Below are 24,667 nucleotides of genomic sequence, written 5' to 3' on the forward strand. Positions count from 1 at the left end.
CACTACACCCTGAGGAGCGCTGATGCTCTGGTACACCGGAAAGCGCCTCCTCCAAATCATCCCCGTGCTCCTCGGAGCCACCTTCCTCATCTACTTCATGGTCTTCGCCATGCCGGGCGACCCGATCGCGGCGCTCTACGGCGACCGTCCGCCGGCCCCCGGCGTGATCGACCAGATCCGCGAGCAGTACCACCTGAACGATCCGTTCATCGTGCAGTACTTCTACTACCTGCTCGGGATCTTCCAGGGCGACTTCGGCGTGACCTACTCGGGTCAGCCGGTCAATGAGGTGCTCGCACGCACCTTCCCGGTGACGATCCGCCTCGCCCTCCTCGCGATCTTCTTCGAGATGGTCGCCGGCATCACCGTCGGCCTCATCAGCGGTCTGCGCAAGGGCGGCATCTTCGATGCGACCGGCCTCGCGGTGAGCCTCGTGCTCATCTCGCTGCCGATCTTCGTGATCGCCTTCGTCGCCCAGTACTTCATGGGCATCCAGTGGGGCTGGTTCAGTCCGACCGTCGGCACCGGAGCCCCGCTCGAAGACCTGATCCTGCCGGCCATCGTGCTCGCGACGATCAGCTTCGCCCAGATCGTGCGATTGACGCGCTCGTCGGTCATCGAGACCTCCGGCCTCGACTTCGTCCGTACCGCGTACAGCAAGGGGCTCACGCGACGACGCGTCGTCCCCGTGCACATCCTCCGCAACTCGCTGATCCCGGTGGTCACCTACCTCGGCACCGACTTCGGCACGCTGCTCGTGGGCGCGACCATCACGGAGGGCATCTTCAACGTGCCCGGCGTCGGTCGCACCCTCTATCAGGCGGTCATTCGAGGCGAAGGCCCCACGGTCGTGTCCTTCGTGACGATCATGGTGCTCCTCTACCTCATCGTGAACCTCCTGATCGACCTTCTGTACGCCGTGCTCGACCCGAGGATCCGCTATGCCTGACACGTCTTCATCGAAACCCCGCATCGAGCACTACGTCGCTCCGCTCGAGGAGACGCCGCTCGAAGCCATCGACTCCATCAAGGCCGAGGGCAAGCCGTCGAACCTCTGGATCGACGCCTGGGCCGACCTGCGTCGTCGTCCGATGTTCTGGATCTCGTCCGCGCTGATCCTGCTCATCGTCTTCGTGGCGCTCTTCCCGGGCCTGTTCACGAACGAGTCGCCCAGCGAGGGCTGCCTGCTCGCGAACAGCAACGGCGCCCCCGTCCCCGGTCACCCGCTCGGGTTCACCCGCCAGGGTTGCGACGTGTTCGCGCGCATCGTCTACGGCGCCGGCACCTCGCTGTCGGTCGGCATCATCGTGACCGTCCTCGTGTTCACCCTCGGCGTGCTCTTCGGTGCGTTCGCGGGCTACTACGGCGGCTGGGTCGACGGAGTGCTCTCGCGCCTCGGCGACATCTTCTTCTCGATCCCCTACATCCTCGCCGCCGTCGTCATCATGTCGGTGCTCGCGAACTACCGCAACGTGTGGGTCATCTCCCTCGCGATCGGTATCTTCGCCTGGCCCGCGACCGCGCGTGTGCTCAGATCCGAGATCCTGCGGGTCAAGAACTCCGACTTCGTCACCGCCGCCACGGCGATCGGCGTGTCGCGGTTCAAGATCATGTGGGCCCACGTCGTGCCGAACTCGATCGCGCCGGTCATCGTGATCGCGACGATCTCGCTCGCGGGTGCGATCGTCGCCGAGGCGTCGCTCTCGTTCCTCGGCGTGGGGCTCCCCTCGAGCATCATGTCGTGGGGCAACGACATCGCCCAGGCGCAGACGACGCTCCGCACCGCTCCGCAGGTGCTGATCTACCCGTCGATCGCGCTTTCCCTGACCGTGTTCTCGTTCATCATGCTCGGTGAAGTCATTCGAGACGCACTCGACCCGAAGGCGAGGGCACAGCGATGAGCACCCCCCTGCTCCAAGTCAAAGACCTCGAGGTCGCATTCCGCACCCAGAACGGCCTCGTGCAGGCGGTCCGCGGTGTGAGCTTCACGCTCGACCGCGGCTCCAGCCTCGCGATCGTCGGCGAGTCGGGCTCGGGCAAGTCGACGACCGCGCACGCGATCATCAACCTGCTCCCGGGCACCGGCCACATCTCGGGCGGGCAGATCCTGCTCGACGGGCAGGACCTGGCCAAGGCTCCGCAGAAGGAGATGGAGGAGATCCGCGGTCGCAAGATCGGGTTCGTCCCCCAGGATCCGATGTCGAACCTCAACCCGGTGTGGTCGATCGGCTTCCAGGTCGAGGAGGCGATCCGTGCGAACGGCATCGCCAGTGGCCGCAAGGAGGTCAAGCAGCGCGCCATCCAGGTCTTGAAGGAGGCCGGCCTGCACGACGCCGACCGGCGCCTCAAGCAGTTCCCGCACCAGTTCTCGGGCGGCATGCGCCAGCGCGTGCTCATCGGCATGGGCCTCGCGGCCAACCCGCAGCTCCTGATCGCCGACGAGCCGACCTCGGCGCTCGACGTGACGGTGCAGCGGGTCATCCTCGACCACCTCGAGTCGCTCACCCGCGAACTCGGCACGACGCTGCTGTTCATCACGCACGACCTCGGCCTCGCGGCCGAGCGCGCCGAGCAGCTCCTCGTCATGTACAAGGGCCAGGTCGTCGAGTCGGGCCCGTCCGCCCAGATCCTGCAGAACCCGCAGCACCCGTACACGCAGCGCCTCGTCGCCGCCGCCCCGAGCCTCGCCTCGCGGCGGATCCAGGCGACGGGCAGCATCGCGGCGGCCGAGTCCTCCATCGCGGCCGATGCCTCGGCGGCGGCCGGTGAGACGATCGACCTGCTCGCGACGGCCGAGGCCCGCGCCGAGGCGCTCGAGGCCGCGGCGTCGCAGCCGCCGGCGATCGTGGTCGAGAACCTCACCAAGGTCTTCAAGATCCGCGGTTCGGGCGACTTCACCGCGGTCGACGACGTCTCGTTCCAGATCCCCAAGGGCACAACCATGGCGCTCGTGGGCGAGTCCGGTTCGGGCAAGTCGACCGTCGCGAAGATGCTCCTGAAGCTCGAGGACGCGACCAGCGGCAAGATCGTCGTCGGCGGTCACGACCTCGCGAGCGTGAGCAGCAAGGAGATGTTCGGTCTCCGCAGCCGCATGCAGCCGGTCTTCCAGGACCCGTACGGCTCGCTGAACCCGCTGCGCAACATCGGCAACACGATCGCCGAGCCGCTGACGACGCACAAGGTCGGCACGGCGGCGTCGCGTCGCGAGCGCGTGTTCGAGCTGCTCGACCAGGTTTCGCTGCCGCGCACGCTGGTCGGCCGCTACCCGAACGAGCTCTCGGGCGGACAGCGCCAGCGCATCGCCATCGCGCGTGCGCTCGCGCTCAAGCCCGAGATCGTCATCCTCGACGAGGCGGTCTCCGCGCTCGACGTGCTCGTGCAGGCGCAGATCCTGCGTCTGCTCGCCGAGCTGCAGGCCGAACTCAACCTGACGTACCTCTTCATCACCCACGACCTCGCGGTCGTGCGCGTCATCGCCGACAACGTCTGCGTGATGCAGAAGGGGCGCATCGTCGAGGCGGCGACCACCGACGAGGTGTTCGACAACCCCAAGGAGCAGTACACCCGCGACCTGCTCGCGGCGATCCCGGGCGCGAACATCAAGCTCGGCGCGTAGCTCCCGCCCGTCCAGAACGCCCGGCATCCGACCCACGGATGCCGGGCGTTCGGCATTCACCCGGGTGCGCACGGTAGGATTGCTTGGCGCGAACCGTCGATTCACGGTCGTCCGCGCTCCCACAGACTCCCATCCAGCGCATCCGCGGCGCCCGGCCGAGCCCGTTTCCGGGCGGTCGATCAGACCGGATGCCTCACCGCGAGGAACCCATCCATGGCGAACGCCACCCGTAACTCCCTGCGCAACGTCGCAATCGTCGCGCACGTCGACCACGGCAAGACGACGCTCGTCGACGCGATGCTCAACCAGACGAACTCCTTCGACGCGCACGCGCACATCGAGGAGCGCGCGATGGACTCGAACGAGCTCGAGCGTGAGAAGGGCATCACGATCCTCGCCAAGAACACGGCGATCACGTACAACGGCGAGCACGCGGGCGGCGAGCCCATCACGATCAACGTCATCGACACCCCGGGCCACGCCGACTTCGGCGGCGAGGTCGAGCGCGGCCTGTCGATGGTCGACGGCGTCGTGCTCCTCGTCGACGCGAGCGAGGGCCCGCTGCCGCAGACCCGCTTCGTGCTCCGCAAGGCGCTCGAGGCCCGCATGCCGGTCATCCTCCTCGTCAACAAGACCGACCGCCCCGACGCGCGCATCGACGAGGTCGTCGCCGAGAGCCAGGATCTCCTGCTCGGTCTCGCCTCCGACCTCGCCGACGACGTGCCCGACCTCGACCTCGACGCCATCCTCGACGTGCCGGTGGTCTACGCCTCGGGCCGCAACGGCGCCGCGAGCCACACGAAGCCCGAGAACGGCGAACTGCCCGACAACGGCGACCTCGAGCCGCTCTTCGAGGCGATCCTCAAGCACATCCCCGCGCCGACGTACGACGACGAGCACCCCCTGCAGGCGCACGTGACGAACCTCGACGCCTCGCCGTTCCTCGGTCGTCTCGCGCTCCTCCGCGTGCACCAGGGCACCATCAAGAAGGGCCAGACGGTCGCCTGGGTTCGGCACGACGGTTCGGTGCAGAACGTCCGCGTGACCGAGCTCTTCCTCACCAAGGCGCTCGACCGCTACCCGGCCGAGAGCGCCGGCCCCGGTGACATCGCCGTGGTCGCGGGCTTCGAGGACATCATGATCGGCGACACGCTCGCCGACCCCGAGGACGTCCGCCCGCTCCCGGTCATCGCGGTCGACGAGCCCGCCATCTCGATGACGATCGGCACGAACACCTCGCCGCTCGTCGGCAAGGTCAAGGGCCACAAGCTCACCGCCCGCATGGTGAAGGACCGACTCGACCGCGAGCTCGTCGGCAACGTCTCGCTGAAGATCGTCGACATCGGCCGCCCCGACGCGTGGGAGGTGCAGGGCCGCGGCGAGCTCGCGCTCGCGATCCTCGTCGAGCAGATGCGCCGCGAGGGCTACGAGCTCACCGTGGGCAAGCCCCAGGTGGTCACGAAGCAGGTCGACGGCAAGACGCACGAGCCCTACGAGCACCTCACGATCGACGCCCCCGAGGAGTACCTCGGCGCGATCACGCAGCTGCTCGCCGCCCGCAAGGGCCGCATGGACAACATGTCGAACCACGGCACCGGCTGGGTCCGCATGGAGTTCATCGTCCCGAGCCGCGGCCTCATCGGCTTCCGCACGGAGTTCATGACCACGACCCGCGGCACGGGCATCGCGAACGCGATCTCGCACGGCTACGACGCGTGGGCGGGCCAGATCGTGACCCGCAACAACGGCTCGATCGTCGCCGACCGTTCGGGCGTCGTCACGCCGTTCGCGATCATCGCCCTGCAGGAGCGCATGACCTTCTTCGTGAACCCCACCGAAGAGGTCTACGAGGGCATGGTCATCGGCGAGAACTCGCGCGCCGACGACATGGACGTCAACATCACGAAGGAGAAGAAGCTCACGAACATGCGTTCGTCGACGGCCGACACCTTCGAGTCGATGACGCCCTCGCGCCAGCTCTCGCTGGAGGAGTGCCTCGAGTTCGCACGTGAGGACGAGTGCGTCGAGGTCACGCCGACGGCGGTGCGCATCCGCAAGGTCGAGCTCGACGCGACGGCGCGTGCGCGCATCACCTCGCGTCTGAAGAAGCAGGGCTGATCGGCCGCGCACCACGCAGCTGAACGCGGATGCCACGGGGGAGACCCCGTGGCATCCGCGTTTCTCGTCGGTGGGATGCCCGGCTTTCATGCATGTGCATCGGAGGGTTCTCCCAGAATCGCTGCGTACGGTACATGAGATTGTCTCGATCTCGAACCAGTTTCGCCACGAAACCCGACCCCCTCATACGTAACCTGTGATGACTTCCTTCCCCCAACGCGGCCGCCGCGCGGCCACCGCCCCCGACTCCACCCCGACGACGACCCCCCGTCGCGGACGCGTCCTTCCCCGATTCAGCGCCCGCCAGACCTTCTCGGTGATCGCCATGGCCTTCACCGGCGGCATGATCGTCGCCACGAGCGTGCCCGCACTCGCGATCACCGCGACCGACGTCGAGCAGCGCGCCTCCGTGTACGCCCCCGTCGAAGACACGGTGACCTTCACCCCGCAGACCGTCGAGGTCGGCAGCGAGGCGGTCGAATCGACCCTCGCCTCCGAGGCCTACGACGTGCACGAGGCGCCGCCGCCCATCGTCTCCCAGGTCGCCAGTGTCGGCGCCGTCTCGCTCGTCGAGACCGGCGCCGTCGTCTGGCCGGTGCAGAACCCCGACCGGCGCAGCTCCGGCTTCGGCCCGCGCGAAGCGCCCTGCGGCGGCTGCTCGACGAACCACGACGGCGTCGACTTCAACCCGGGTGACGGCACCCCGGTGATGTCGATCGCCGACGGCGTCGTCGTGCTGGCGACCGAGAACGGCGGCGGACTCGGCGTGAACGTCGAGGTCCAGCACAACATCGGCGGCCAGGTCGTCACGAGCTCGTACGGGCACATGCAGTTCGGCTCGCTCGCGGTCTCGGAGGGCCAGCGCGTCACCGCCGGCCAACAGATCGGCCTCGTGGGCACGACCGGCCAGTCGACGGGCCCGCACCTCCACCTCGAGATGTTCGGCAGCGACGGCGTACGGTTCGACGGCTTCGCCTGGTTGGCCGCCCACATCGGCTGAGTCCCGGCCGACGAGCAGATCGACGAGCCCGTCGAGACCCGCGTGGTCTCGACGGGCTCGCTCCGTCTCGGGCCTAGGCGCCCGTGAAGCGGGGTTCGCGCTTCTCGAGGAAGGCGGCAACGCCCTCGCGCATGTCGTCGGTGCGGAACGCGTCGCCGAAGGCTTCGATCTCGAGCAGCGTGGCGGTCGCCGTCGGCTGCCCCGTGGCATCGACGAGCACGCGCTTGGCGAGCCCGACCGCGGGCGCGGCGTTCTGGGCGATCAGCTCGAGGGTCTCGCGGGCACCCGCGAAGAGCGCCTCCCGATCGGCGAAGCGGCGGGCGACGAGACCGGCGGCGACGGCCTCCTCGATGCCGATGCGGCGGCCGGTGTAGATCAGCTCCTTCGCGAGTGCGAGCCCCACCACGCGGGGCAGCCGAACCGTGCCGCCGAAGCCGGGGATGAGCCCGAGCTTGACCTCGGGCTGGCCGAACGACGAGGCGTCCGTGGCGTAGATGAAGTCGCACGCAAGCGCCATTTCGAGGCCGCCGCCGAGCGCGAAGCCGTCGACGCACGCGATCACGGGGGCGGGCAGCGACTCGATCATGGCGGCGGCGCGGTGGCCGGCGTCGGCCGCCTCCTCGCCCTCCGCCGGCGTGCGGTCGGCCAGCGCGCGCAGGTCGGCGCCCGCGACGAAGGCCCGTCCGCCGGCGCCGGTGAGCAGCACGCCCCGGACCGCGGGGCCTTCACCGGCGAGGCCGGCGAAGGCGTCGGCGAGGGCGGCGAGCACGGCAGGGGAGAGCGCGTTGAGGGCCGCGGGGCGGTCGATGGTGACGATCGCGAACGGCCCGTCGCGCTCGACGCGCACCTCGGGCTGCTCGGCCGTCACGGGGCTCGTGCCATCGGTCATCGTCGTCGATCCTCTCCGTCGGGCGGTGTCGGCTCCACGCTACGGCACCGGTCGGGCCCGCAGCACGCCCCGGTAGACTCGGAGCCATGTCCAGGAGCCTCGTCACCGCACGCCGGGCCGCAGCGGCCGTCGCGATCGCCGCGCTGTCCGCCGCCCTCTTCACCGGCTGCGCCAACCCGATCGAAGACCTCGTGAACGACGGCGTCGAGGGCGCGATCGAAGACGCCACGGGCGGCGAGGTCAGCCTCGACGGCGAGCTGCCCAGCGACTTCCCGGCCGAGATCCCCCTCGTCGACGGCACGATCGCGCTCGGTGCGGGCACGGGCGGCGCCGACGGCTGGATCGTGATGATCACGACGACCGCCGCCGATCCGACCGCCGACGCGGTCGCGAAGCTCGAGGGCGCCGGCTTCACGAAGAGCACCGAGCTCTCGGGCAGCGGCGCCGACGCGCTCGTGTACTCGAACGGCACGTACCTCGTCCTCCTCGCCGCCGACGGCGAGACGGTCTCCTACACGGTCACCACGGCACCGTGAGCGGCCACACGGAGGCCGGCGGCCTCTCGCTCGCCAGCCGGATCGGCGGCCTGCTGATCGCGGCGGTGGTGGGCGTCGTCTTCGGGGCGGTCGCCACCGTCGGCCACCGTCATGTGCTCCGCATCGGCGAGGTCGCGATCCCGTGGGGCCTCATCGCGGCGCTTGTCGGCGTCGCCGCCCTGATCCTCGGCGTCCGCCTCCTGACCCACGGGCGTGCGACCGCCGCCGCGACCGCGGCCGGCATCGTCATCATCGTGGCCGTCCTCACGCTTCCGGGCCCCGGCGGCTCGGTGCTCGTGGCGGGCGACCTCGCCGGCACCGTCTGGGCGGTCGCACCGGCACTGATCGGCGTGCTCATCGTCGCCTGGCCCGAGCTGCCTTCGCGTGCCCGCTCGCGCGCGGCGGCCGACGCGCACGCATAGACTGAAGTCCCCGCCTCTCCGAAGGAGCACGAACCACCGTGACCTATGTCATCGCCCTCCCGTGCGTCGATGTGAAGGACCGCGCCTGCATCGACGAGTGCCCGGTCGACTGCATCTACGAGGGTGAGCGCTCGCTCTACATCCACCCCGACGAGTGCGTCGACTGCGGTGCGTGCGAGCCGGTGTGCCCGGTCGAGGCGATCTACTACGAAGACGACCTGCCCGACGAGTGGGCCGACTACTACAAGGCGAACGTCGAGTTCTTCGAGATCTCGACCGCGACCGTCGAGGCGGTCGGTTCGCCCGGCGGCGCAGCGAAGGTCGGGGTCATCGCGATGGACCACCCCATCATCGCCGCCCTCCCGCCGCAGGGCCACTGACCGTGGCTGGGCGCGAGCTGCCCGACTACCCGTGGGACCTCATGGTCCCGTACCGCGCGCGAGCCGCGGCGCACGCGGGCGGTGCCGTCGACCTGTCGATCGGCTCGCCCGTCGATGAGACGCCCGCCGTCGTGCGCGAGGCGCTCGCCGCCGCGAGCGACGCCCACGCCTACCCGCAGACGGTCGGCACCGACGAGCTGCGCGACGAGATCGTCGCCTGGTTCGCGCGACGCCGGGGCGTGACCGGGCTCAGCCGCGAGAACGTGCTGCCGACGGTCGGATCGAAGGAGCTCGTGGCCCTGCTCCCGTTCCTGCTCGGGCTCGGCGAGGGCGACGTCGTCGTGCACCCCAAGGCCGCGTACCCGAGCTACGAGATGGGCGCGGTGCTCGCGGGGGCGACCGCGATGGCGAGCGACGATCCCGCCGAGTGGCCCGCGGCCACGAAGCTCGTGTGGCTGAACAGCCCGGGCAACCCCGACGGCCGCGTGCTGTCGATCGACGAGCTGCGGGTGGCGCGCGAGCGGGCCCTCGAGCTCGACGCGGTCATCGTCGGCGACGAGTGCTACGCCGAACTCGGCTGGGCGGGCGACTGGGCGGATGCCCCGGTGCCGAGCCTGCTCGACCCCAGGGTCGTCGGCGACAGCCGGCGCAACACGCTCGTCGCGTACTCGCTCTCGAAGCAGTCGAACATGGCGGGGTATCGCACCGCGTTCCTCGCGGGCTGCCGCACGGTGATCGGCCGGCTCACGAACGTGCGCAAGCACGCCGGGCTCATGCTCGCGCAGCCGCTCCAGCAGGCGATGATCGCCGCGCTCCGCGACGACGCCCACGTCGCCGAGCAGAAGGCGCGCTACCGCGCCCGTCGCGAGCTGCTGCTGCCGGCGCTCGAGGCGGCCGGGTTCCGCATCGACCGCAGCGAGGCCGGGCTCTACCTCTGGGCGACCGAGGGGCGCGACGCCTGGGAGTCGATCGGCCGCCTCGCCGATCTCGGCATCATCGGCGGGCCGGGGCACTTCTACGGGGTCCACTACCCCGAGCACATCCGGCTCTCGCTCACGGCGAGCGACGAGCGCATCGCCGCCGCCGCCGAGCGCCTGCGAGCAGCCGCGGGCTCGTAGCCTCCGGTCACCACGAGGCATCCGTCGCTGTGACGACCAACCAATGTATACAAGGATCTCTTGGTGGATGCGACAGTGTGCCCCGAGCACGTCTAGGCTGTAGGTCGGGCCGCAGCCGACCCTACGCCGACGGCCCTGAAAGCAGGTGACCGCGCAAGTGACGATCACAGGAGGCGCCGTGAGCGACGTCGTGAACCCCGCGGCGGGGCAGAACCCCGAGACCGCAACCCTCAGCTTCCCCGGCGGGACCGCCGAGTTCCCGGTTCGACGCGCCGTCGAGGGCAATTCCAGCCTCGACCTCTCGACGCTGACCCGGCAGACCGGCCTCACCGGTCTCGACTACGGGTTCGTCAACACCGCGTCGACGCGGTCGGCGATCACCTACATCGACGGCGAGCAGGGCATCCTCCGCTACCGCGGCTACCCGATCGAGGAGCTGGCCGAGCACTCGACCTTCCTCGAGGTCGCGTGGCTGCTCATCTACGGCGAACTGCCGAGCGCCGACCAGCTCGCCGAGTTCGACGAGAAGGTGCGCCGCCACACCCTGCTGCACGAAGACCTCAAGCGCTTCTTCTCGGCACTCCCGCACACCGCCCACCCCATGTCGGTGCTCTCGAGCGCGGTCGCGGCCCTGTCGACCTACTACGAGGACTCGTCCGACCCGCACGACCCCGACCACGTCGAGCTGACGACGCTGCGCCTGCTCGCGAAGCTGCCGGTCATCGCCGCGTACGCGCACAAGAAGAGCCTCGGGCAGGCGTTCCTCTACCCCGACAACTCGCTCGACTTCGTGCCGAACTTCCTGCGACTGAACTTCGGCAACATGGCCGAGCCGTACCACATCGACCCGACGCTGGCGAAGGCGCTCGATCGCCTGCTCATCCTGCACGAGGACCACGAGCAGAACGCGTCGACCTCCACGGTCCGCCTCGTCGGCTCGACCGGCGCCAACCTGTACTCGTCGATCTCCGCCGGCATCCAGGCGCTCTCGGGCCCGCTGCACGGCGGCGCGAACGAGGCCGTGCTGCAGATGCTCGCGCGCATCCAGGATTCGGGCGAGGGCGTCGGCCGCTTCGTCGAGCGCGTGAAGAACAAGGAAGACGGCGTGAAGCTCATGGGCTTCGGACACCGCGTCTACAAGAACTACGACCCGCGCGCGAAGATCGTGAAGCAGTCGGCCGACGCGGTGCTCGAGAGCCTCGGGGTCAACGACCCGCTGCTCGACATCGCCAAGGAGCTCGAGCAGTTCGCCCTGCAGGACGACTACTTCAAGGAGCGCCGCCTCTACCCGAACGTCGACTTCTACACCGGCGTCATCTACAAGGCGATGGGCTTCCCGACGCGCATGTTCACCGTGCTCTTCGCGATCGGCCGCCTCCCCGGCTGGATCGCGCACTGGCGCGAGATGAACCTCGACCCGCAGACGAAGATCGGCCGCCCGCAGCAGCTCTACACGGGTGAGCCCGAACGGCACTACCCGGGCGTCTGAGCCCGGCCCGCGCCGAGCGCCCGCAACGACCGAACGGCCCCGATTCCTTCGAATCGGGGCCGTTCGCGTGCGTCGGAGGCGACCCGGCTCAGCCGGCCGGCCGCAGCACGAGCGTGTCGCGCGCGGCCTCGGCGACGGCGTCGAGGGTGAACGGCCACGGCCGGGTCTCGCCGCGCTGCCAGAGCGGCGCCTGGTCGTCGTAGTGCGGGTTGAAGGCGTGCCCGGATGCGCCGGTGAGGTTGATCCAGCGCGACTCGTCGAGGTCGTCGAGATCGACCACCATGCGCATCGACGGCACCCAGTCCACGCCGTAGCCGAGGCTCGCGTCCCAGCCGATCGCGTTGACGATCGCCGATCCGCCGCCGAGCTCGTACGGCCCGCGGTTGAAGAGCCACTCGATGGGGCCGATGCCCGACTCGCCGAAGCTCTGGTTGGTGAGGGTGAGGGTGTGCAGCTCGCCCCAGGTCCACGAGGCGGCATCGCCGCCCATGAGCTCGGAGGCCTCGCCCCACGCCGCGTCGAGCGCGCCCGCGATGGCCGCGTCGCGGCCGCCGTCGCCCCACCAGGCGTTCTCGGGTTCGCCGAGCAGCGTGCCCACGACGTTGAACCAGCGGTCGCCGCCCTGGGGTCGGCTCTCGTCGGGGAGCCTGCCGAACATGTCGTCGAGCAGCGTGCGCCAGAACACGGCGAAATAGGCGGCTTGGGGGCTGTCGGCGTCGGCCTTCGCGTCCCAGCCGTCGAGCAGGGCCGCGCCGCGCGCGGCATCGCCGTCGAGGCCGGTCGCGAGCTCGGCGATGAACGGCAGGAACTGCTGCGCGTTCATGTCGCTCGTGTCGAGCTGGATGGCGAGGAGATCGTCGGCCGTGAGCTTCTCGCCGGCGTCGAGACGCTCGCGGAGCAGCTTGTCGATGCCGGCCGCGCGGTAGCCGTAGTCCCAGTCCATCGTGAGCAGGGGGCCCTTCGGGCCCGCCGCGGCGTTGTTCGCCGTCACGATGTAGCCCGCGGGCGGGTTCTGCACGCTCGGCAGCTGCTCGAACGGCACCATGCCCGACCAGCCGTTCGCGCTCGTCCAGCCCGGCATCGGCACGGTGCCGTCGCCCGACTTGCGTACGGGGATCTTGCCGGGCGCCTGGTAGCCGATGGTGCCCGCGTCGTCGGCGTAGATGAGGTTCTGCGACGGGACGTCGAAGAGCGCGGCCGCCTGGCGGAACCCCTCCCAGTCGCGCGCGCGGTCGAGCGCGAAGATCGCCCGGGCGGTGGTGCCCGGGGTGAGCGCCGTCCATTGCAGGGAGACCTGGTACTCGCCCGCGGGAGCGTCGGATGCCGCGGGGGAGGTGTCGGCGACGGCGGCGAAGTCCGAGCCGATGTCGGTGACGATCGGTCCGCGACCGGTCGAGCGCACCGTGATCGTGACGGGGTCGCCGCCCGCGACCTCGATGACCTCTTCGCGGATCGTGAGCGGCACCATCGCGCCGTCGAGTTCGTACGCGTCGCCCTCGATCCGTTCGAGGTAGAGGTCGGCGACATCGGGGCCGAGATTGGTGAAGCCCCACGCGATGCGCTCGTTGTGGCCGATCACGATGCCCGGCAGCCCCGAGAACGAATAGCCGGCGACGTCGAACGGACACGCGTCGTTCACGACCGCGCAGTGCAGGCCCATCTGCGCCCAGATCGACGGCATCGCCGGGCCGAGGTGCGGGTCGTTCGCGAGCAGCGGCTTGCCGCTCTCGGTGAGGGCGCCGGAGACGACCCACGAGTTGGAGCCGAGGTCGCCGCCCTCGGGGCCGAGGAGTTCGGGGATGCCGTCGATCGTCTGCGCGAGCGAGGCGAGCGCCGCGAGGTGCTCGGGCGCCGAGGCATCCGCCTCGCTGCTCACCGGTGCCGCGGCGATCGGTTCGCCCGACTCGTCGAGCGGGGTGACCGAGGAGGCGGCCGGCGCCGCGGCGATCGGGCCGCCGACGATCGTCGGCATTCTGCCCCACGGGAAGTCGGGGTGGAGGCGCGCGACCTCCTCGGCCGGCAGTGCCGAGGCGAGGAGCGCACGATCGATCTCGTCGCCGAGGTTCGAGCGGAGGTCCCAGGCCATCGCCTTGAGCCAGGCGATCGAGTCGACCGGCGTCCACGGCTCGGGGGAGTAGGCGCCGTTCTGGAGGCCGAGCACCGCGTACTCGAGCGAGAGGTCGGCGCCGCTGCGTTCGCCGAGGTAGGCGTTCACGCCCGCGGCGTACGCCTCGTAGTAGGCACGCGACTCGTCGTCGAGCTGCTCGTACTCCTGCTCGGCGATGCCCCGCCAGTTCAGCGTCCGGATGAAGGTGTCGGTGCCGACCTGCGACTCGCCGAACATCTCGGCGAGGCGGCCCGCCGTCACGTGGCGGCGGAAGTCCATCTCCCAGAATCGATCCTGCGCGTGCACGTAGCCCTGCGCGAAGAAGAGGTCTCGGCTCGTCTCGGCGACGAGCTGGGGGATGCCGGCGTCGTCGCGGTACACCGTGACGCTCGCGGTGAGCCCGGGGACGTCGATGCGGCCGGTCGTCGTCGGGAACGAACGCTGCACCGTCCACCAGCCGAGCCCCGCGCCCGCGACGCCGAGCACCAGCACGGCGATCAGCAGGCCGATGAGAAAGCTCAGGCCGCGATGGCGGCGGGTCCTCGGGGCGTCGGTACCCACGTCACTCCTTCGTGAGGTGCAGGCGAGGCCGCCACGCGGCGACCTCGGAAGCACCACACTAGCCGAGCGGCGAGCGGCCGATCGTGCGATGCCGACAGGACGTGCCGAGCTGCATCCGAACCGTTACGCGTGCAGCGCCGCGTTGAGCGTCACGCCCTCGCCCGTGCGGCTCAGGGCCTCGACCTGCCCGTTCAGCGAGTTGCGGCGGAACAGCAGGTTGGGCACGCCTGACAGCTCGACGGCCTTGACCGCGCGCGGTCGCCCGTCGGGCCCGCCGAGGAGGACGACCTTCGTGCCGGCGGTGACGTAGAGGCCCGCCTCGACGACCGAGTCGTCGCCGATCGAGATGCCGATGCCCGAGTTGGCGCCGAGCAGCGCCCGCTCGCCGATCTCGACGCGCTGGGTGCCGCCGCCCGAGAGGGTGCCCATGATCGAGGCGCCGCCGCCGATGTCGCTGCCGTCGCCGACGACGACGCCCTGCGAGATGCGGCCCTCGACCATCGAGGTGCCGAGCGTGCCGGCGTTGAAGTTCACGAAGCCCTCGTGCATCACGGTGGTGCCGGGCGCGAGGTGCGCGCCGAGGCGCACGCGCGAGGCATCCGCGATGCGCACCCGCTCGGGAGTGACGTAGTCGAGCAGGCGCGGGAACTTGTCGAGCCCGGTCGCGTGGATGCCCGCGCGCTGGAGTGCGGGACGCAGCCGGTCGAAGTCGGCGGGATGCACCGGGCCGGCGTTCGTCCACACGACCGCAGGCAGGTACCCGAAGACGCCGTCGAGGTTCACCGTGTTCGGCGCCGCGAGCAGGTGCGAGAGCACGTGGAGGCGGAGGTACGCGTCGGCCGTGCCGGCGGGCGCCGCGTCGAGGTCGATCGTGAGCTCGAGCTGCTCGACGCGCACGTTGCGGCGCGAGTCGTCGCCGGCGAGCGCGGCGTGCTCGGCGGCGAGCGGGGATGCCTCGGCGCCGAGTCGCGGCGCGGGGAACCACGCGTCGAGCACCGTGCCGTCGCCGGCGATCGTGGTGAGCCCGGCGGCGGAGGCGGTGCGGGCAGGGCTGGAGACGGTGTCGGTCGCGGGCATGCTTCAAGGGTATCGAGGGGCGGCCCCGTGTGACGCGCGGTCTCGGGCGGGCCGTGCGCGGTCGGGCGTCGGATGCGGCGTTTGGACGCGCGGGGTCGGGCGTGCTACCGTCCACCGTATGACAGCGCTGTCTTATCAGGACACGGCCCGGGTGGACCCCGGCCCGTCGATCCGCGCCCCCCGCCCAAGACTCACCGCCATCCCGACCGCGCTCGCGCTGCTGGCCTCGGCCCTCCTGCCGCTGGCCGGGCCGGCGAACGCCGCCCAGGCCGCGACCGGCCCGACCGACTACACCCAGTACGTGAACCCGTTCATCGGGACCGAGGGCGACCACGGCCAGGACGGCCCCGGGGCCTTCGCCCCGTACGGACTGGCGACGGTCACCCCGACGACCACCCCCGGCAACCACGTGGGCTACGAGTACACGGCCGAGACCCTCCGAGGCTTCACGAACATCGCGCTCGACGGCGTCGGCGGCGGCGGCGGCGCGGGCGACGTGCTCGTCGTGCCCACCTATCAGAGCTACACGTCCCGGCCGTCGACGAGCAGCTACGACAAGGCGATCCGCACGAGCGACGGAGCCAAGGACGAAGCGGCGACGGCCGGCTTCTACCGGGTCGGCCTCGACGAGTCGGGCAAGAAGATCGACGCCCGGGTGACGGCCGCCACGCGCACGGGCGTGCACGACTACGCCTTCGACGACGGAGGCCACGCCTCGCTCGTCGTCGACCTCAAGCACACCGGCAACGGTCGCAAGGCCACCGACCTCGTGATCGGGACGAGCGAGGACGGCAACACGACGATCTCCGGTTCCTTCACCGGCTTCTTCTACAACTCGGCGTACAAGCTCTTCTACTACGCCGAAACCACCGTCCCGACGTCCTCCGTGCAGACGTGGGGGAGTGCAGGGCTCAGCTCCAGCGCGACGACGCAGGACGGCACGGACATCGGCGTCGTGCTCAACTTCGACGCCGACGCGGGCGAGCACGTCGGCCTCAGGGTCACGCTCTCCCCGGTGAGCGCGGAGCAGGCCGAACGCGACGCCGCCGTCGAGGTCGGCGGGAAGGCCTTCGACGAGATCCGCGCCGCGACGAAGGACGCGTGGAACGAGCGGCTCGGCAAGGTCGACGTCGACGCCACCGCGACGAACGACCCGACCGGCGACCTGCGGGTCCAGTTCTACACGCACCTCTACCGGCTCGCGAACACGCCGATGAACGCCACCTCGACCGACGGGACGTATCGGGGCGCCGACGGCGTCATCTACCCGGCTTCGGGCTACACGCACTACGACTCGTGGTCGCTGTGGGACGACTTCCACAAGTACGCGGCCGTGGCCTCGGTGTACCCCGACGTCTATCGCGACGTCGTGCAGTCGCTCGTCGACCTCTACGCGAGCGTCGCGACGAGCGGCAAGGGCTCGGTCGGGGGCCTCGTGCAGTCCGTGCCGACGGTGCGGTGGGAGCGCGCCCCGGTCGTCGTGGCGGACGCGATCTCGAAGGGCGTGCAGCTGCAGGGGCTCGAACGGGCCTATCCCGCGCTCGTCGCCCAGACCGGGGGCTCCGCGAGCCTCACGAACCTCAACTCCGTCAGCGGCGGCCTCCTCGGGTACTCCTACGACGCCTACGGCCTGTCGGTGATCGCCGACGCGCTCGGCGAGACGGCCGACGCCGAGCACTACCGGGCCGAGGGCGCGCGCTGGGCGAAGGCCTTCGACGAGGATGCCCTGAAGGACGACGCCAACGCGAAGGCCGCCACCGGCGTCGCCGAGGGCGTCGACGAGGTCGGCCTGCTCATGCCCCGCTCGAGCAACGACGCATCGGCGGGCTTCACGCGGAAGAACCCCGAGAGCTGGAGCAGCGGGCTCTACCAGGGCACGCTGTGGCAGTACAACTGGTACGACGCCCAGGACCTCGGCGGCATGGTCGACCTCATGGGCGGCAAGTCCGACGCCGCGAAGGCCGTGAGCTACTTCTTCGGCGACCAGGCTCCTGACGACTGCACGCGCAACCTCCACCTGTTCGCCAACGAGATCTCCGTGCACGCGCCGTTCCTCTACAACTACGTGGGCCAGCCCGCGCGCACGCAGGACTGGACGTACCGAGCGGTCACCGAGCCCGTGTGCGTGCGCTACACCGCCGACGGCAGCGGCACGACGCCGTCGAAGCGCATGGTGTTCCAGAACGATCCCAAGGGCCTGCTCCAGACGATGGACAACGACGCCGGGACCATGTCGGGATACTTCGTCTCGAGCGCGATCGGCCTCTACCCCGTGGTGGCGGGCGGCGATTCGTTCGAGATCACGACGCCGATCTTCGACCGCACGACGATCCACTACCCCGGCGGCAGGGACTTCGTCGTCGAGGCACCGGGCGTCAGCGCGACGAACCACTACATCCAGAGCGCGACGCTCAACGGCCGGCCGTTGGACCGCACCTGGCTCACCGCCGCGGAGATGAACGCCGGCGGGGTGCTGCACTTCACGATGGGTTCCGACCCGTCGTCGTGGGGCGCCGACGGCGTCGCAGCCGATTCCCTCAACGACCACGTCAGCAGCGCGCTCTACCACCCGGAGGACGCGATCTCCACGACCTCGCAGGTGTTCGAGGAGTCCGCGGCGAACGACGGCTCGATCGACGACGCGATCTCCGTGCAGGTCGGCGGGGCGACGTTCACCGGTGAGGTCGGCTCCGACCTGTCCTCGCAGGTCGAGGCGACCGGCCTGCCGAAGGGGCTCGAGCTCGTGGCGACGAAGTCGGGGAGCGAGACGCTCGACCTGACCCTGTCCGGCGAGGCCGCCCGGCATCTCGTCGACGACTCGACCGACGACCTCGTCGTCACGATCGCGCCCGGCGCCTTCTCCGGCACCGTGCCCGGCGCGGCCGAGCGGGAACTCGCGCTCAAGGTCCGCTTCGCCGGCCACCGCCTCACGCCCAGCACGACGACGCTCACCGCGGACGCGAAGGGGGCCGTGCGGGCGACGATCGACCTCACGCTCAGCGGCGGTGCGACGTTCGCCGGCAAGAACCGCCCGGCGCTCTCGAAGGGCGCCGTCGCGTTCCCGGGTCTCGACCCGGGCGTGACGGCGACCGTCCAGCGGATGAGCGACACCACGGCGCAGGTCACGTTCACGGGCAAGCTCGAGCGCTCGACGAGCTCGAACTTCACGGTGCTCCTCGACGACTCCGCACTCGACGGCGCCACTGCGGCCCAGGTGACCGGTGCCGGGACGACCGCGCTCGACCCGTTCACGGTCTCGCCGTCCTCGGGCACGCGCGCCGAACTGCAGGCGCTGTACGACGACGCGCGCCTCGTGACGGCCGACGGCTACTCCGCGGCGACGTTCGCGGCGCTCGGGTCCGCGGTGGCGGAGGCGACGTCGGCGCTCGACGACGAGGCGTCCTCGGAGCGCACGCTCTCCACGGCCCTCGCGCTCCTGCGGGCCGCGGCCGACCGGCTCGCGATCGGCGGCGACAGCTACCGGATGCTGCAGGCCGAGGCCTACGACCAGTGGTCCGGCGGGTCGCTCAAGACCGAGGCCGGCGGCAGCGGGACGAACGTCGGCGGCGTCTCGCCGGGGGCGTGGCTCGCGTTCCGCGGGCTCGACTTCTCCGAGTCCCCGCTCGCATCGGTCGTGATCGACTACGCGCACAATCCCGGCTCCGCGTCGGCGAACTCCGCCGTCGAGATCCGCACCGGCTCGGCGACCGGTCCGCTCGTGACCAGGGTCCCGCTGCCGACGACGAACGGCTGGGCGAACTACACGGCGCTCACGCACACGTTCACCGCCGAGGAGATCGCGAAGCTCGGCGGCGTCAACGACGTGTACTTCGTGTTCACCGGGCCCCTCGCGTCGGGTCAGAGCTGGATCGCGAACGTCGACTGGTTCCAGTTCCGTGCCGCCGCCGATGCCGTCGCGACCTCGAAGACGGTGCAGTTCGAGTCGATCCGCACCGGCTACGGCATGCTGAACGCCGCGGGCACGGGGCTCGTGGCCGGGACCGACTACTCGGGTGCCGACCTCAAGACCGAGGCCGGATCGGTGGGCGGCCAGGTCGCCGGCACGAAGAACGGTGCGTGGATCCGCTACCGCGACGTCGATCTGGGGGAGCGCAGCTCGACGAAGCTCAGCGTGCGCTACGACGCCCCGTCGACCAAGGTGGCCGACGGCCGGCTCGCCGTCTACCTCGACGAGATGTCCGGCGAACCGTTCGTCACCGTGCCGCTGCAGCCGACCGGCTCGAACTGGGGCACGTACGGCACCGCGACCGTCGCGCTCCCGTCCGAGATCACCGGCGAGCACGCGTTCTACTTCGCACTCCTGAGCACGCCCACGTCGACCCAGCCCTACGTCGGGAACCTCGACTGGTTCTCGCTCGAGTACGCCGTCGACAAGTCGGCGCTGCACTCGGCGATCGCGAAGCACTCGACCCTCGCCGCCGATGCGGGCTGGTACCTCGCGATGGACTTCGCCGTCTTCACCCGTGCGCTCGACACGGCGAAGCGCGTCGACGCGGCTGCCGCCGCGACGACCGGCGAGGTCGCGGAGGCGCTGCGCGTGCTGAAGGCCGCAGCCGGCCACCTGCAGTGGAAGGTCGTCAAGCAGCTCGCCGACCTGCGCGAGCGGGCCGGGGCGGTCGAGGCCGACGCGGTCACGCCCGTGTCCTATCGCAAGCTCCAGAACGCGATCGCCGCGGCCGACGAGCTCGACCCGGCTACGAGCACCCACGACGAGGTCGTGGCTGCGCTGTCCCGTCTCGTGTGGGCGTACGACGGCCTGGTCGACGCGAAGGCGAAGCGGTGACGACGGCCGTCGGCTGGGACGCCGAAAGCGCCGGGCGTCGGAAGGAGACCCGCGTGCACGCGACGTGATCGTCCGGCGGGTCGGCCTCGCGCCGGCCCGCCGAACACCCCCTCCGCCCGAACCGGTCGCGCCGTCGACCGGTTCGGGCTTGCTGAGACCAGGGGAGCCCGTGGAGCAACGGGCTCCCGGACGGAGAGAACACCGTGAATCCCAACCGGGTGCCGACCATCGAGCTCGGCGGAACCCACGTCGCCGTCGCCGTCGTCGACACGACCGCTCGCGCGATCGTCGACGGTACCTACCTGACCAGCCCGCTGAACTCGGGCGGCCGCGCCGATGCGATCCTCGAGCACATCGCCGCCGCGGCCCGAACGCTCGGATCCGACCACGACGGGCGATGGGCGGTCGCGGTCCCCGGCCCGTTCGACTTCGATGCGGGCATCGCGCGCTACTCCGATGTGGGCAAGTTCGACTCGCTGTACGGGGTCGACCTGCGCGCACGACTCGCGGACGACCTCGACGCGGACGCGACCTCGCTCACGTTCGTGAACGACGCCGACGCGTTCGCCCTCGGCGAGTATGCGGCCGGCGCGGCGCGCGGACTCTCGAGATTCTGCTGCGTCACGCTCGGCACCGGGGTCGGGTCGGGTTGGGTGGTCGACGGCGAGCGCACCGACGGCGCTGCGCCGGAGGGCGAGCTCCACCTGGTCGAGTTCGAGGGGCAGCGCATCGAGGCGCGGATGTCGCGGCGGGCGATCCGCGCCGCCTACGCCGAGCGGACGCGGAGCGCTCCGAATGCTCCGACGGTGCCCGACGTCAAAGAGATCGCCGAGCTCGCGCGCGGGGGCGACCCGATCGCGCGCGAGGTGCTCGACGATGCCTTCTCGTTCCTCGGCCGTGCGCTCGGCGGCCGGCTCGCGCAGTTCGGCGCCGATGCGCTCATCGTCGGCGGCACCATCGCCCGATCATGGGATCTCCTCGAGCCGCCGCTCTCCGCAGGAATCGGGCGCGCCGGGTTCCCCGTCCTCCGTGCGGAGCTCGACCACGAGGCACCGATGATCGGGGCCGCGTTCGCCGCCGGCGGGACTACTCGGCGCGCGGCGACTCCGAGTCGGAGGCTCGTCTCGCCGTCGATCGTCGCGGAGTGAGACGCATCGGGAGCACGACGTGCTCCACGGGCCGCGTGCGGTCGGCGAGCCGCGCGAGGGCCAGGCGCGCGGCGTGGTGCCCGGCCGCCTCGACGTCGCCGGCGACGGTGGTGATCCCCATCACGCGGGCCCACTCGGGTTCGTCGATGCCGATGACGGCGGGAGCGTCATCCGTGCTCGTCGTCGACAGCTCCTCGAGGACGCCGAGGAGGATCCGGTTGTTGCCCGCGACGATCGCCGTCGGCGGTTCGCGGAGCGCGACCAGCTCGCGGGTGAGCGCGCGGGACGAGGCGACGTCGTGCGCGTCATCGCGCAGGAGGTTCCGCCAGGACGAGGCCGCTTCGTCGAGGACTGCGGCCATGCCCTCGAGCCGTTCCCGATACGTGGGGAGCCACGCGTAGTCGCCGACGAAGGCGATCCGCGTGTGGCCGAGGCCGAGGAGGTGCCGGGCGGCGAGGCGGCCGCCCATCCGGTTGTCGAAGACGACGGAATCGGCGTCGAGACCGACGGCGGGGCGATCGACGAAGACCACCGGAACGCCGCGGGCCTGCACCTGCGCGTAGTCGGCATGGTCCGACATCGCCGAGACGACCACGAGGGCCTTGGCCTGGCGGCTGGCGAGGTCGTCGATGATGCGGCGCTCCTGCTCCGCCGACTCCCAGGACGTGGCGACGGACAGGTGCATGCCCTGCCGCCGGATGTCCTCTTCGACGCTCTGCGCGAGGGCGGAGTAGAAGGGGTTGGTGAAGTCGCCGGCGATGAGGCCGATCGACTCCGCGAGGTGCCCGCTGGCGAGCAGGCTCGCCGCCGCATTGCGTCGATAGCCCAGGGCGTTCGCCGCGGCGAGGACCTTCGTGAGGGTCTCGTGGCTCACGTACTGCTCTCCGCCGAGCGCGCGGGATGCCGTCTTCAGGCTCACGCCGGCGCGGTCGGCGACCTGGGCGAGGGTGACCCTCTGGGCGTGCTCACGTGCGTCCTGCATGACCCTCCCGGTGCCTTGGAGCAAGGACACAGTATCCCGTGCGATCGCTCCCCGGGCCGAGCCCCGCCCGCGCCGCCGACTTCTTCGCGGCGCCGCCTCGGTCGCTCACCCGGCGAGGAGCGTGCGCGCGATCCCGTCGAGGCCCTCGGGGACGAGCTTGTAGTAGGCCCAGGTGCCGCGCTTGCTCCGGCTGAGGAATCCGTTCTCCGTGAGGACCTTGAGGTGGTGCGAGACGGTCGGCTGGCTGAGGCCGACGGGCTCGATGAGGTCGCAGACGCACGCCTCCTGCCCCTCGGAGGCGGCGACGATCGAGAGCAGTCGCAGCCGGGTGGGGTCGGCGAGGGCCTTGATCGAGCGGGCGAGCCGTTCGGCGTCGGCGGCCGAGAGCGGCTCGCGAACGAGCGGCGCGCAGCACGCGCCGGCGGTGACATCGGTGACTTCGAGCATCGCGACCATGTATCGATACTAGTCGATATTGACAATCATCGATATCTGGTTCCATACTGACGACATCGACGTTCATCGATATCCATCGATCTCCAGGAGGAATGCAGTGACCCTGCTCGACGTGACCCCCCGGCCCGTGACCGACGACCGCCTGTCGGCGTTGCCCGTGGTGATCGTGGGCGCCGGTCCGATCGGGCTCGCCGCGGCCGCGAACCTCGTCGAACGAGGCATCGACTTCGTCGTGCTCGAGGTCGGCGACGGCATCGCCGACAGCGTTCGGGCGTGGGGGCACACGCGGCTCTTCTCCCCGTGGAAGCACCTCGTCGACCCGGCCTCGAGGCGCCTGCTCGAAGCGGAGGGCTGGACGCTTCCCGACCCCGAGCGTGCGCCGGCGGGCCGGGAGCTGGTCGACGCCTACCTGGTGCCGCTCAGCAGGCTCGAGCCGATCGCCTCACGCATCCGCACCGGTGCCGACGTGCTCGCGATCAGTCGCGAGGGGATGGACCGCACGCGGACGACGAACCGCCTCACCACGCCGTTCCTCGTGCGGCTCCGCACGGCGTCGGGAGTCGAAGAGCTGACCGCGCGCGCCGTGATCGACGCCTCGGGAACGTATCGCACGCCGAACTCGCTCGGATCGAACGGCCTGGGCCTGCTCGGGCTCGACGAGATCGCCGAACACGTGCAGCCGGCCCTGCCGGACGTGCTCGGGCGCGACCGGGAGGTCTTCGCCGGACGGCACACGACCGTGGTCGGTGCGGGCCACTCGGCCGCGAACACGCTGCTCGGGCTCGTGCAGCTCGCCCGCGAGGTGCCCGGCACCAGGGTCACCTGGCTGATCCGCAACGCCCAGGCCGTTCGGGTGTCGTCGTCGGCCGACGACGAGCTCGCGGATCGCGCGAAGCTCGGGGGCCGCGTCGACGCCGCCGTCCGCCGCGGCGACATCGAGCTCGTCGACGGGTTCGAGATCCTCCGCGCTCGCCGGGCGGGCGGCGGCGTCGAGCTCGTCGGGCAGCGCCACGGCGACCTGGCGGTGCACTCGACCGATCTCGTCGTGAACGCGACGGGCTTCCGGCCGAACCTCGACCCGCTGCGTGAGATCCGCCTCGAGCTCGACGAGATCGTCGAGGCGCCGAAGCGGCTCGCGCCGCTCATCGACCCGAACGTGCACTCGTGCGGCACCGTCGAGCCGCACGGCTTCGCCGAGCTCACCCACCCCGAGCGCGGCTTCTTCATCGTGGGCATGAAGTCGTACGGCCGTGCGCCGACCTTCCTGCTCGCCACGGGGTACGAGCAGGTGCGCTCGGTCACGGCCTGGATCGCGGGCGATCTCGCGGCCGCGACGAATGTCGAGCTCGTGCTCCCCGCGACCGGGGTGTGCTCGACCGACGTCGGCGGCGCGTCGAGCTGCTGCTCCGGCCCGGGGTGCTGACGGGGCCCGCGCCTCGCTCCCTCTGCCCGAGCCCGCCGGTCAGGCGCTCGTGCCCTGCGGGAGCAATTCGGCGAGGAGTGCCTCGACGCGGCTCCGGATCTCGTCGCGGATCGGGCGGACCGCCTCGATGCCCTGCCCCGCGGGGTCGTCGAGCTGCCAGTCCTCGTATCGCTTGCCCGGGAAGATCGGGCAGGCGTCGCCGCAGCCCATCGTGATGACGACGTCGGACTCCCGCACCGCCTCGGTCGTCAGCACCTTCGGCACGTTGCCGGCGATGTCGATGCCCTGCTCGGCCATCGCCTCGACGGCGATCGGGTTGATCCGATCCTTCGGCTCCGAGCCGGCCGAGAGCACCTCGACGCGATCACCGCCGAGCTCGCGCAGGAATCCGGCAGCCATCTGCGAGCGGCCGGCGTTGTGCACGCAGACGAACAGGACGGTGGGCTTGTCGGACATCGATGGATCCTCTCGTCGAACTCGAACAGCTCAATCATAGATCGTGGTCTATGCATAGCGAACGGCGAGCAGAGCGAGATTCACC

Annotated in this window: 19 protein-coding genes; 13 read left to right on the forward strand and 6 right to left on the reverse strand. The window is 70.7% G+C overall.

The genetic code is table 11. From position 1 onward, the window contains the following. Positions 1-22 precede the first annotated feature (22 nt). From ACFVAJ_RS20380 to ACFVAJ_RS20400, 5 genes are all read left to right on the forward strand, one after another. Positions 23-949, forward strand: a complete 927-nt coding sequence (locus ACFVAJ_RS20380; RefSeq protein WP_376947446.1) for an ABC transporter permease — start codon at positions 23-25, stop codon at positions 947-949. Continuing rightward, complete coding sequence (locus tag ACFVAJ_RS20385; RefSeq protein ID WP_376947448.1) at positions 942-1,901, forward strand: ABC transporter permease; 960 nt, start codon at positions 942-944, stop codon at positions 1,899-1,901. The genes ACFVAJ_RS20380 and ACFVAJ_RS20385 overlap by 8 nt, the downstream gene beginning before the upstream one ends. Continuing rightward, on the forward strand, positions 1,898-3,616 hold the full coding sequence (locus tag ACFVAJ_RS20390) for a dipeptide ABC transporter ATP-binding protein (protein WP_376947450.1): 1,719 nt from the start codon (positions 1,898-1,900) through the stop codon (positions 3,614-3,616). The genes ACFVAJ_RS20385 and ACFVAJ_RS20390 overlap by 4 nt, the downstream gene beginning before the upstream one ends. A gap of 213 nt (positions 3,617-3,829) precedes the next feature. After that, the gene (gene typA, locus ACFVAJ_RS20395; RefSeq protein WP_376947452.1) at positions 3,830-5,734 is read left to right on the forward strand and encodes a translational GTPase TypA; all 1,905 of its coding nucleotides are present in this window, start codon (positions 3,830-3,832) and stop codon (positions 5,732-5,734) included. Positions 5,735-5,933: 199 nt separating this feature from the next. Next, a complete protein-coding gene (locus ACFVAJ_RS20400) occupies positions 5,934-6,734 on the forward strand; it encodes a M23 family metallopeptidase (protein ID WP_376947454.1) in 801 nt (266 codons plus the stop codon). Between the two features lie 73 nt (positions 6,735-6,807). Here the strand turns inward: ACFVAJ_RS20400 and ACFVAJ_RS20405 are convergent, their stop codons facing one another. Continuing rightward, on the reverse strand, positions 6,808-7,623 hold the full coding sequence (locus ACFVAJ_RS20405; RefSeq protein ID WP_376947456.1) for an enoyl-CoA hydratase/isomerase family protein: 816 nt from the start codon (positions 7,621-7,623) through the stop codon (positions 6,808-6,810). Between the two features lie 86 nt (positions 7,624-7,709). On the opposite strand from ACFVAJ_RS20405, the gene ACFVAJ_RS20410 reads away from it, so the two are divergent. The 5 genes from ACFVAJ_RS20410 to ACFVAJ_RS20430 all read left to right on the forward strand — a co-directional run bounded on the left by ACFVAJ_RS20410 (position 7,710) and on the right by ACFVAJ_RS20430 (position 11,568). Next, positions 7,710-8,159 (forward strand): hypothetical protein, encoded by a 450-nt coding sequence (locus ACFVAJ_RS20410; protein WP_376947458.1) that lies wholly within the window; start codon positions 7,710-7,712, stop codon positions 8,157-8,159. Continuing rightward, positions 8,156-8,581, forward strand: coding sequence for a hypothetical protein (locus tag ACFVAJ_RS20415; protein WP_376947460.1), 426 nt, complete (start codon positions 8,156-8,158; stop codon positions 8,579-8,581). The genes ACFVAJ_RS20410 and ACFVAJ_RS20415 overlap by 4 nt, the downstream gene beginning before the upstream one ends. A 38-nt stretch (positions 8,582-8,619) precedes the next feature. Beyond that, complete coding sequence (gene fdxA, locus ACFVAJ_RS20420) at positions 8,620-8,961, forward strand: ferredoxin (RefSeq protein WP_376947462.1); 342 nt, start codon at positions 8,620-8,622, stop codon at positions 8,959-8,961. A 2-nt stretch (positions 8,962-8,963) separates the two neighbouring features. After that, a complete protein-coding gene (dapC, locus tag ACFVAJ_RS20425) occupies positions 8,964-10,079 on the forward strand; it encodes a succinyldiaminopimelate transaminase (protein WP_376947464.1) in 1,116 nt (371 codons plus the stop codon). A gap of 178 nt (positions 10,080-10,257) precedes the next feature. Continuing rightward, the gene (locus tag ACFVAJ_RS20430) at positions 10,258-11,568 is read left to right on the forward strand and encodes a citrate synthase (RefSeq protein WP_376947466.1); all 1,311 of its coding nucleotides are present in this window, start codon (positions 10,258-10,260) and stop codon (positions 11,566-11,568) included. An 88-nt stretch (positions 11,569-11,656) separates the two neighbouring features. On the opposite strand, the gene ACFVAJ_RS20435 is transcribed toward ACFVAJ_RS20430, so the two are convergent. Further along, positions 11,657-14,236: a penicillin acylase family protein gene (locus ACFVAJ_RS20435; protein WP_376947468.1), complete on the reverse strand. Its 2,580-nt coding sequence runs from the start codon at positions 14,234-14,236 to the stop codon at positions 11,657-11,659. Between the two features lie 123 nt (positions 14,237-14,359). Beyond that, a complete protein-coding gene (dapD, locus tag ACFVAJ_RS20440; protein ID WP_376947470.1) occupies positions 14,360-15,313 on the reverse strand; it encodes a 2,3,4,5-tetrahydropyridine-2,6-dicarboxylate N-succinyltransferase in 954 nt (317 codons plus the stop codon). A 118-nt stretch (positions 15,314-15,431) separates the two neighbouring features. On the opposite strand from dapD, the gene ACFVAJ_RS20445 reads away from it, so the two are divergent. Both ACFVAJ_RS20445 and ACFVAJ_RS20450 read left to right on the forward strand, forming a co-directional pair. Further along, a complete protein-coding gene (locus ACFVAJ_RS20445) occupies positions 15,432-20,117 on the forward strand; it encodes a GH92 family glycosyl hydrolase (protein WP_376947472.1) in 4,686 nt (1,561 codons plus the stop codon). 203 nt (positions 20,118-20,320) lie between these two features. Beyond that, positions 20,321-21,265: an ROK family protein gene (locus ACFVAJ_RS20450; protein ID WP_376947474.1), complete on the forward strand. Its 945-nt coding sequence runs from the start codon at positions 20,321-20,323 to the stop codon at positions 21,263-21,265. Here ACFVAJ_RS20450 and ACFVAJ_RS20455 read toward each other — a convergent pair. Both ACFVAJ_RS20455 and ACFVAJ_RS20460 read right to left on the reverse strand, forming a co-directional pair. Further along, positions 21,204-22,247 (reverse strand): LacI family DNA-binding transcriptional regulator, encoded by a 1,044-nt coding sequence (locus ACFVAJ_RS20455; RefSeq protein ID WP_376947476.1) that lies wholly within the window; start codon positions 22,245-22,247, stop codon positions 21,204-21,206. The two genes, ACFVAJ_RS20450 and ACFVAJ_RS20455, sit on opposite strands and share 62 nt — an antisense overlap. Positions 22,248-22,352: 105 nt before the next feature. Continuing rightward, positions 22,353-22,703 (reverse strand): metalloregulator ArsR/SmtB family transcription factor, encoded by a 351-nt coding sequence (locus tag ACFVAJ_RS20460; protein WP_376947478.1) that lies wholly within the window; start codon positions 22,701-22,703, stop codon positions 22,353-22,355. Between the two features lie 97 nt (positions 22,704-22,800). Here ACFVAJ_RS20460 and ACFVAJ_RS20465 point away from each other — a divergent pair, with 97 nt between their 5' ends. Beyond that, positions 22,801-24,126 carry an NAD(P)-binding domain-containing protein gene (locus ACFVAJ_RS20465; protein ID WP_376947480.1) on the forward strand — a complete coding sequence of 442 codons (1,326 nt, stop codon included), beginning with the start codon at positions 22,801-22,803 and terminating at the stop codon, positions 24,124-24,126. 39 nt (positions 24,127-24,165) lie between these two features. On the opposite strand, the gene ACFVAJ_RS20470 is transcribed toward ACFVAJ_RS20465, so the two are convergent. Beyond that, positions 24,166-24,582: an arsenate reductase ArsC gene (locus ACFVAJ_RS20470; protein WP_376947482.1), complete on the reverse strand. Its 417-nt coding sequence runs from the start codon at positions 24,580-24,582 to the stop codon at positions 24,166-24,168. Positions 24,583-24,667: the final 85 nt, after the last annotated feature.

Origin of the sequence: Agromyces sp. NPDC057679 (assembly GCF_042799635.1) — a bacterium.
Taxonomy (GTDB): domain Bacteria; phylum Actinomycetota; class Actinomycetes; order Actinomycetales; family Microbacteriaceae; genus Agromyces.

Bases quoted from the DNA above. Each gene is read 5' to 3' on its own strand.
- ACFVAJ_RS20470 (WP_376947482.1), bottom strand. From the start codon at position 24,582: ATGTCCGACAAGCCCACCGTCCTGTTCGTCTGCGTGCACAACGCCGGC.
- dapD (WP_376947470.1), bottom strand. From the start codon at position 15,313: ATGCCCGCGACCGACACCGTCTCCAGCCCTGCCCGCACCGCCTCCGCC.
- ACFVAJ_RS20380 (WP_376947446.1), top strand. From the start codon at position 23: ATGCTCTGGTACACCGGAAAGCGCCTCCTCCAAATCATCCCCGTGCTC.
- ACFVAJ_RS20445 (WP_376947472.1), top strand. From the start codon at position 15,432: ATGACAGCGCTGTCTTATCAGGACACGGCCCGGGTGGACCCCGGCCCG.
- ACFVAJ_RS20455 (WP_376947476.1), bottom strand. From the start codon at position 22,247: ATGCAGGACGCACGTGAGCACGCCCAGAGGGTCACCCTCGCCCAGGTC.
- typA (WP_376947452.1), top strand. From the start codon at position 3,830: ATGGCGAACGCCACCCGTAACTCCCTGCGCAACGTCGCAATCGTCGCG.
- ACFVAJ_RS20400 (WP_376947454.1), top strand. From the start codon at position 5,934: ATGACTTCCTTCCCCCAACGCGGCCGCCGCGCGGCCACCGCCCCCGAC.
- ACFVAJ_RS20410 (WP_376947458.1), top strand. From the start codon at position 7,710: ATGTCCAGGAGCCTCGTCACCGCACGCCGGGCCGCAGCGGCCGTCGCG.
- ACFVAJ_RS20390 (WP_376947450.1), top strand. From the start codon at position 1,898: ATGAGCACCCCCCTGCTCCAAGTCAAAGACCTCGAGGTCGCATTCCGC.
- ACFVAJ_RS20405 (WP_376947456.1), bottom strand. From the start codon at position 7,623: ATGACCGATGGCACGAGCCCCGTGACGGCCGAGCAGCCCGAGGTGCGC.
- ACFVAJ_RS20385 (WP_376947448.1), top strand. From the start codon at position 942: ATGCCTGACACGTCTTCATCGAAACCCCGCATCGAGCACTACGTCGCT.
- ACFVAJ_RS20460 (WP_376947478.1), bottom strand. From the start codon at position 22,703: ATGGTCGCGATGCTCGAAGTCACCGATGTCACCGCCGGCGCGTGCTGC.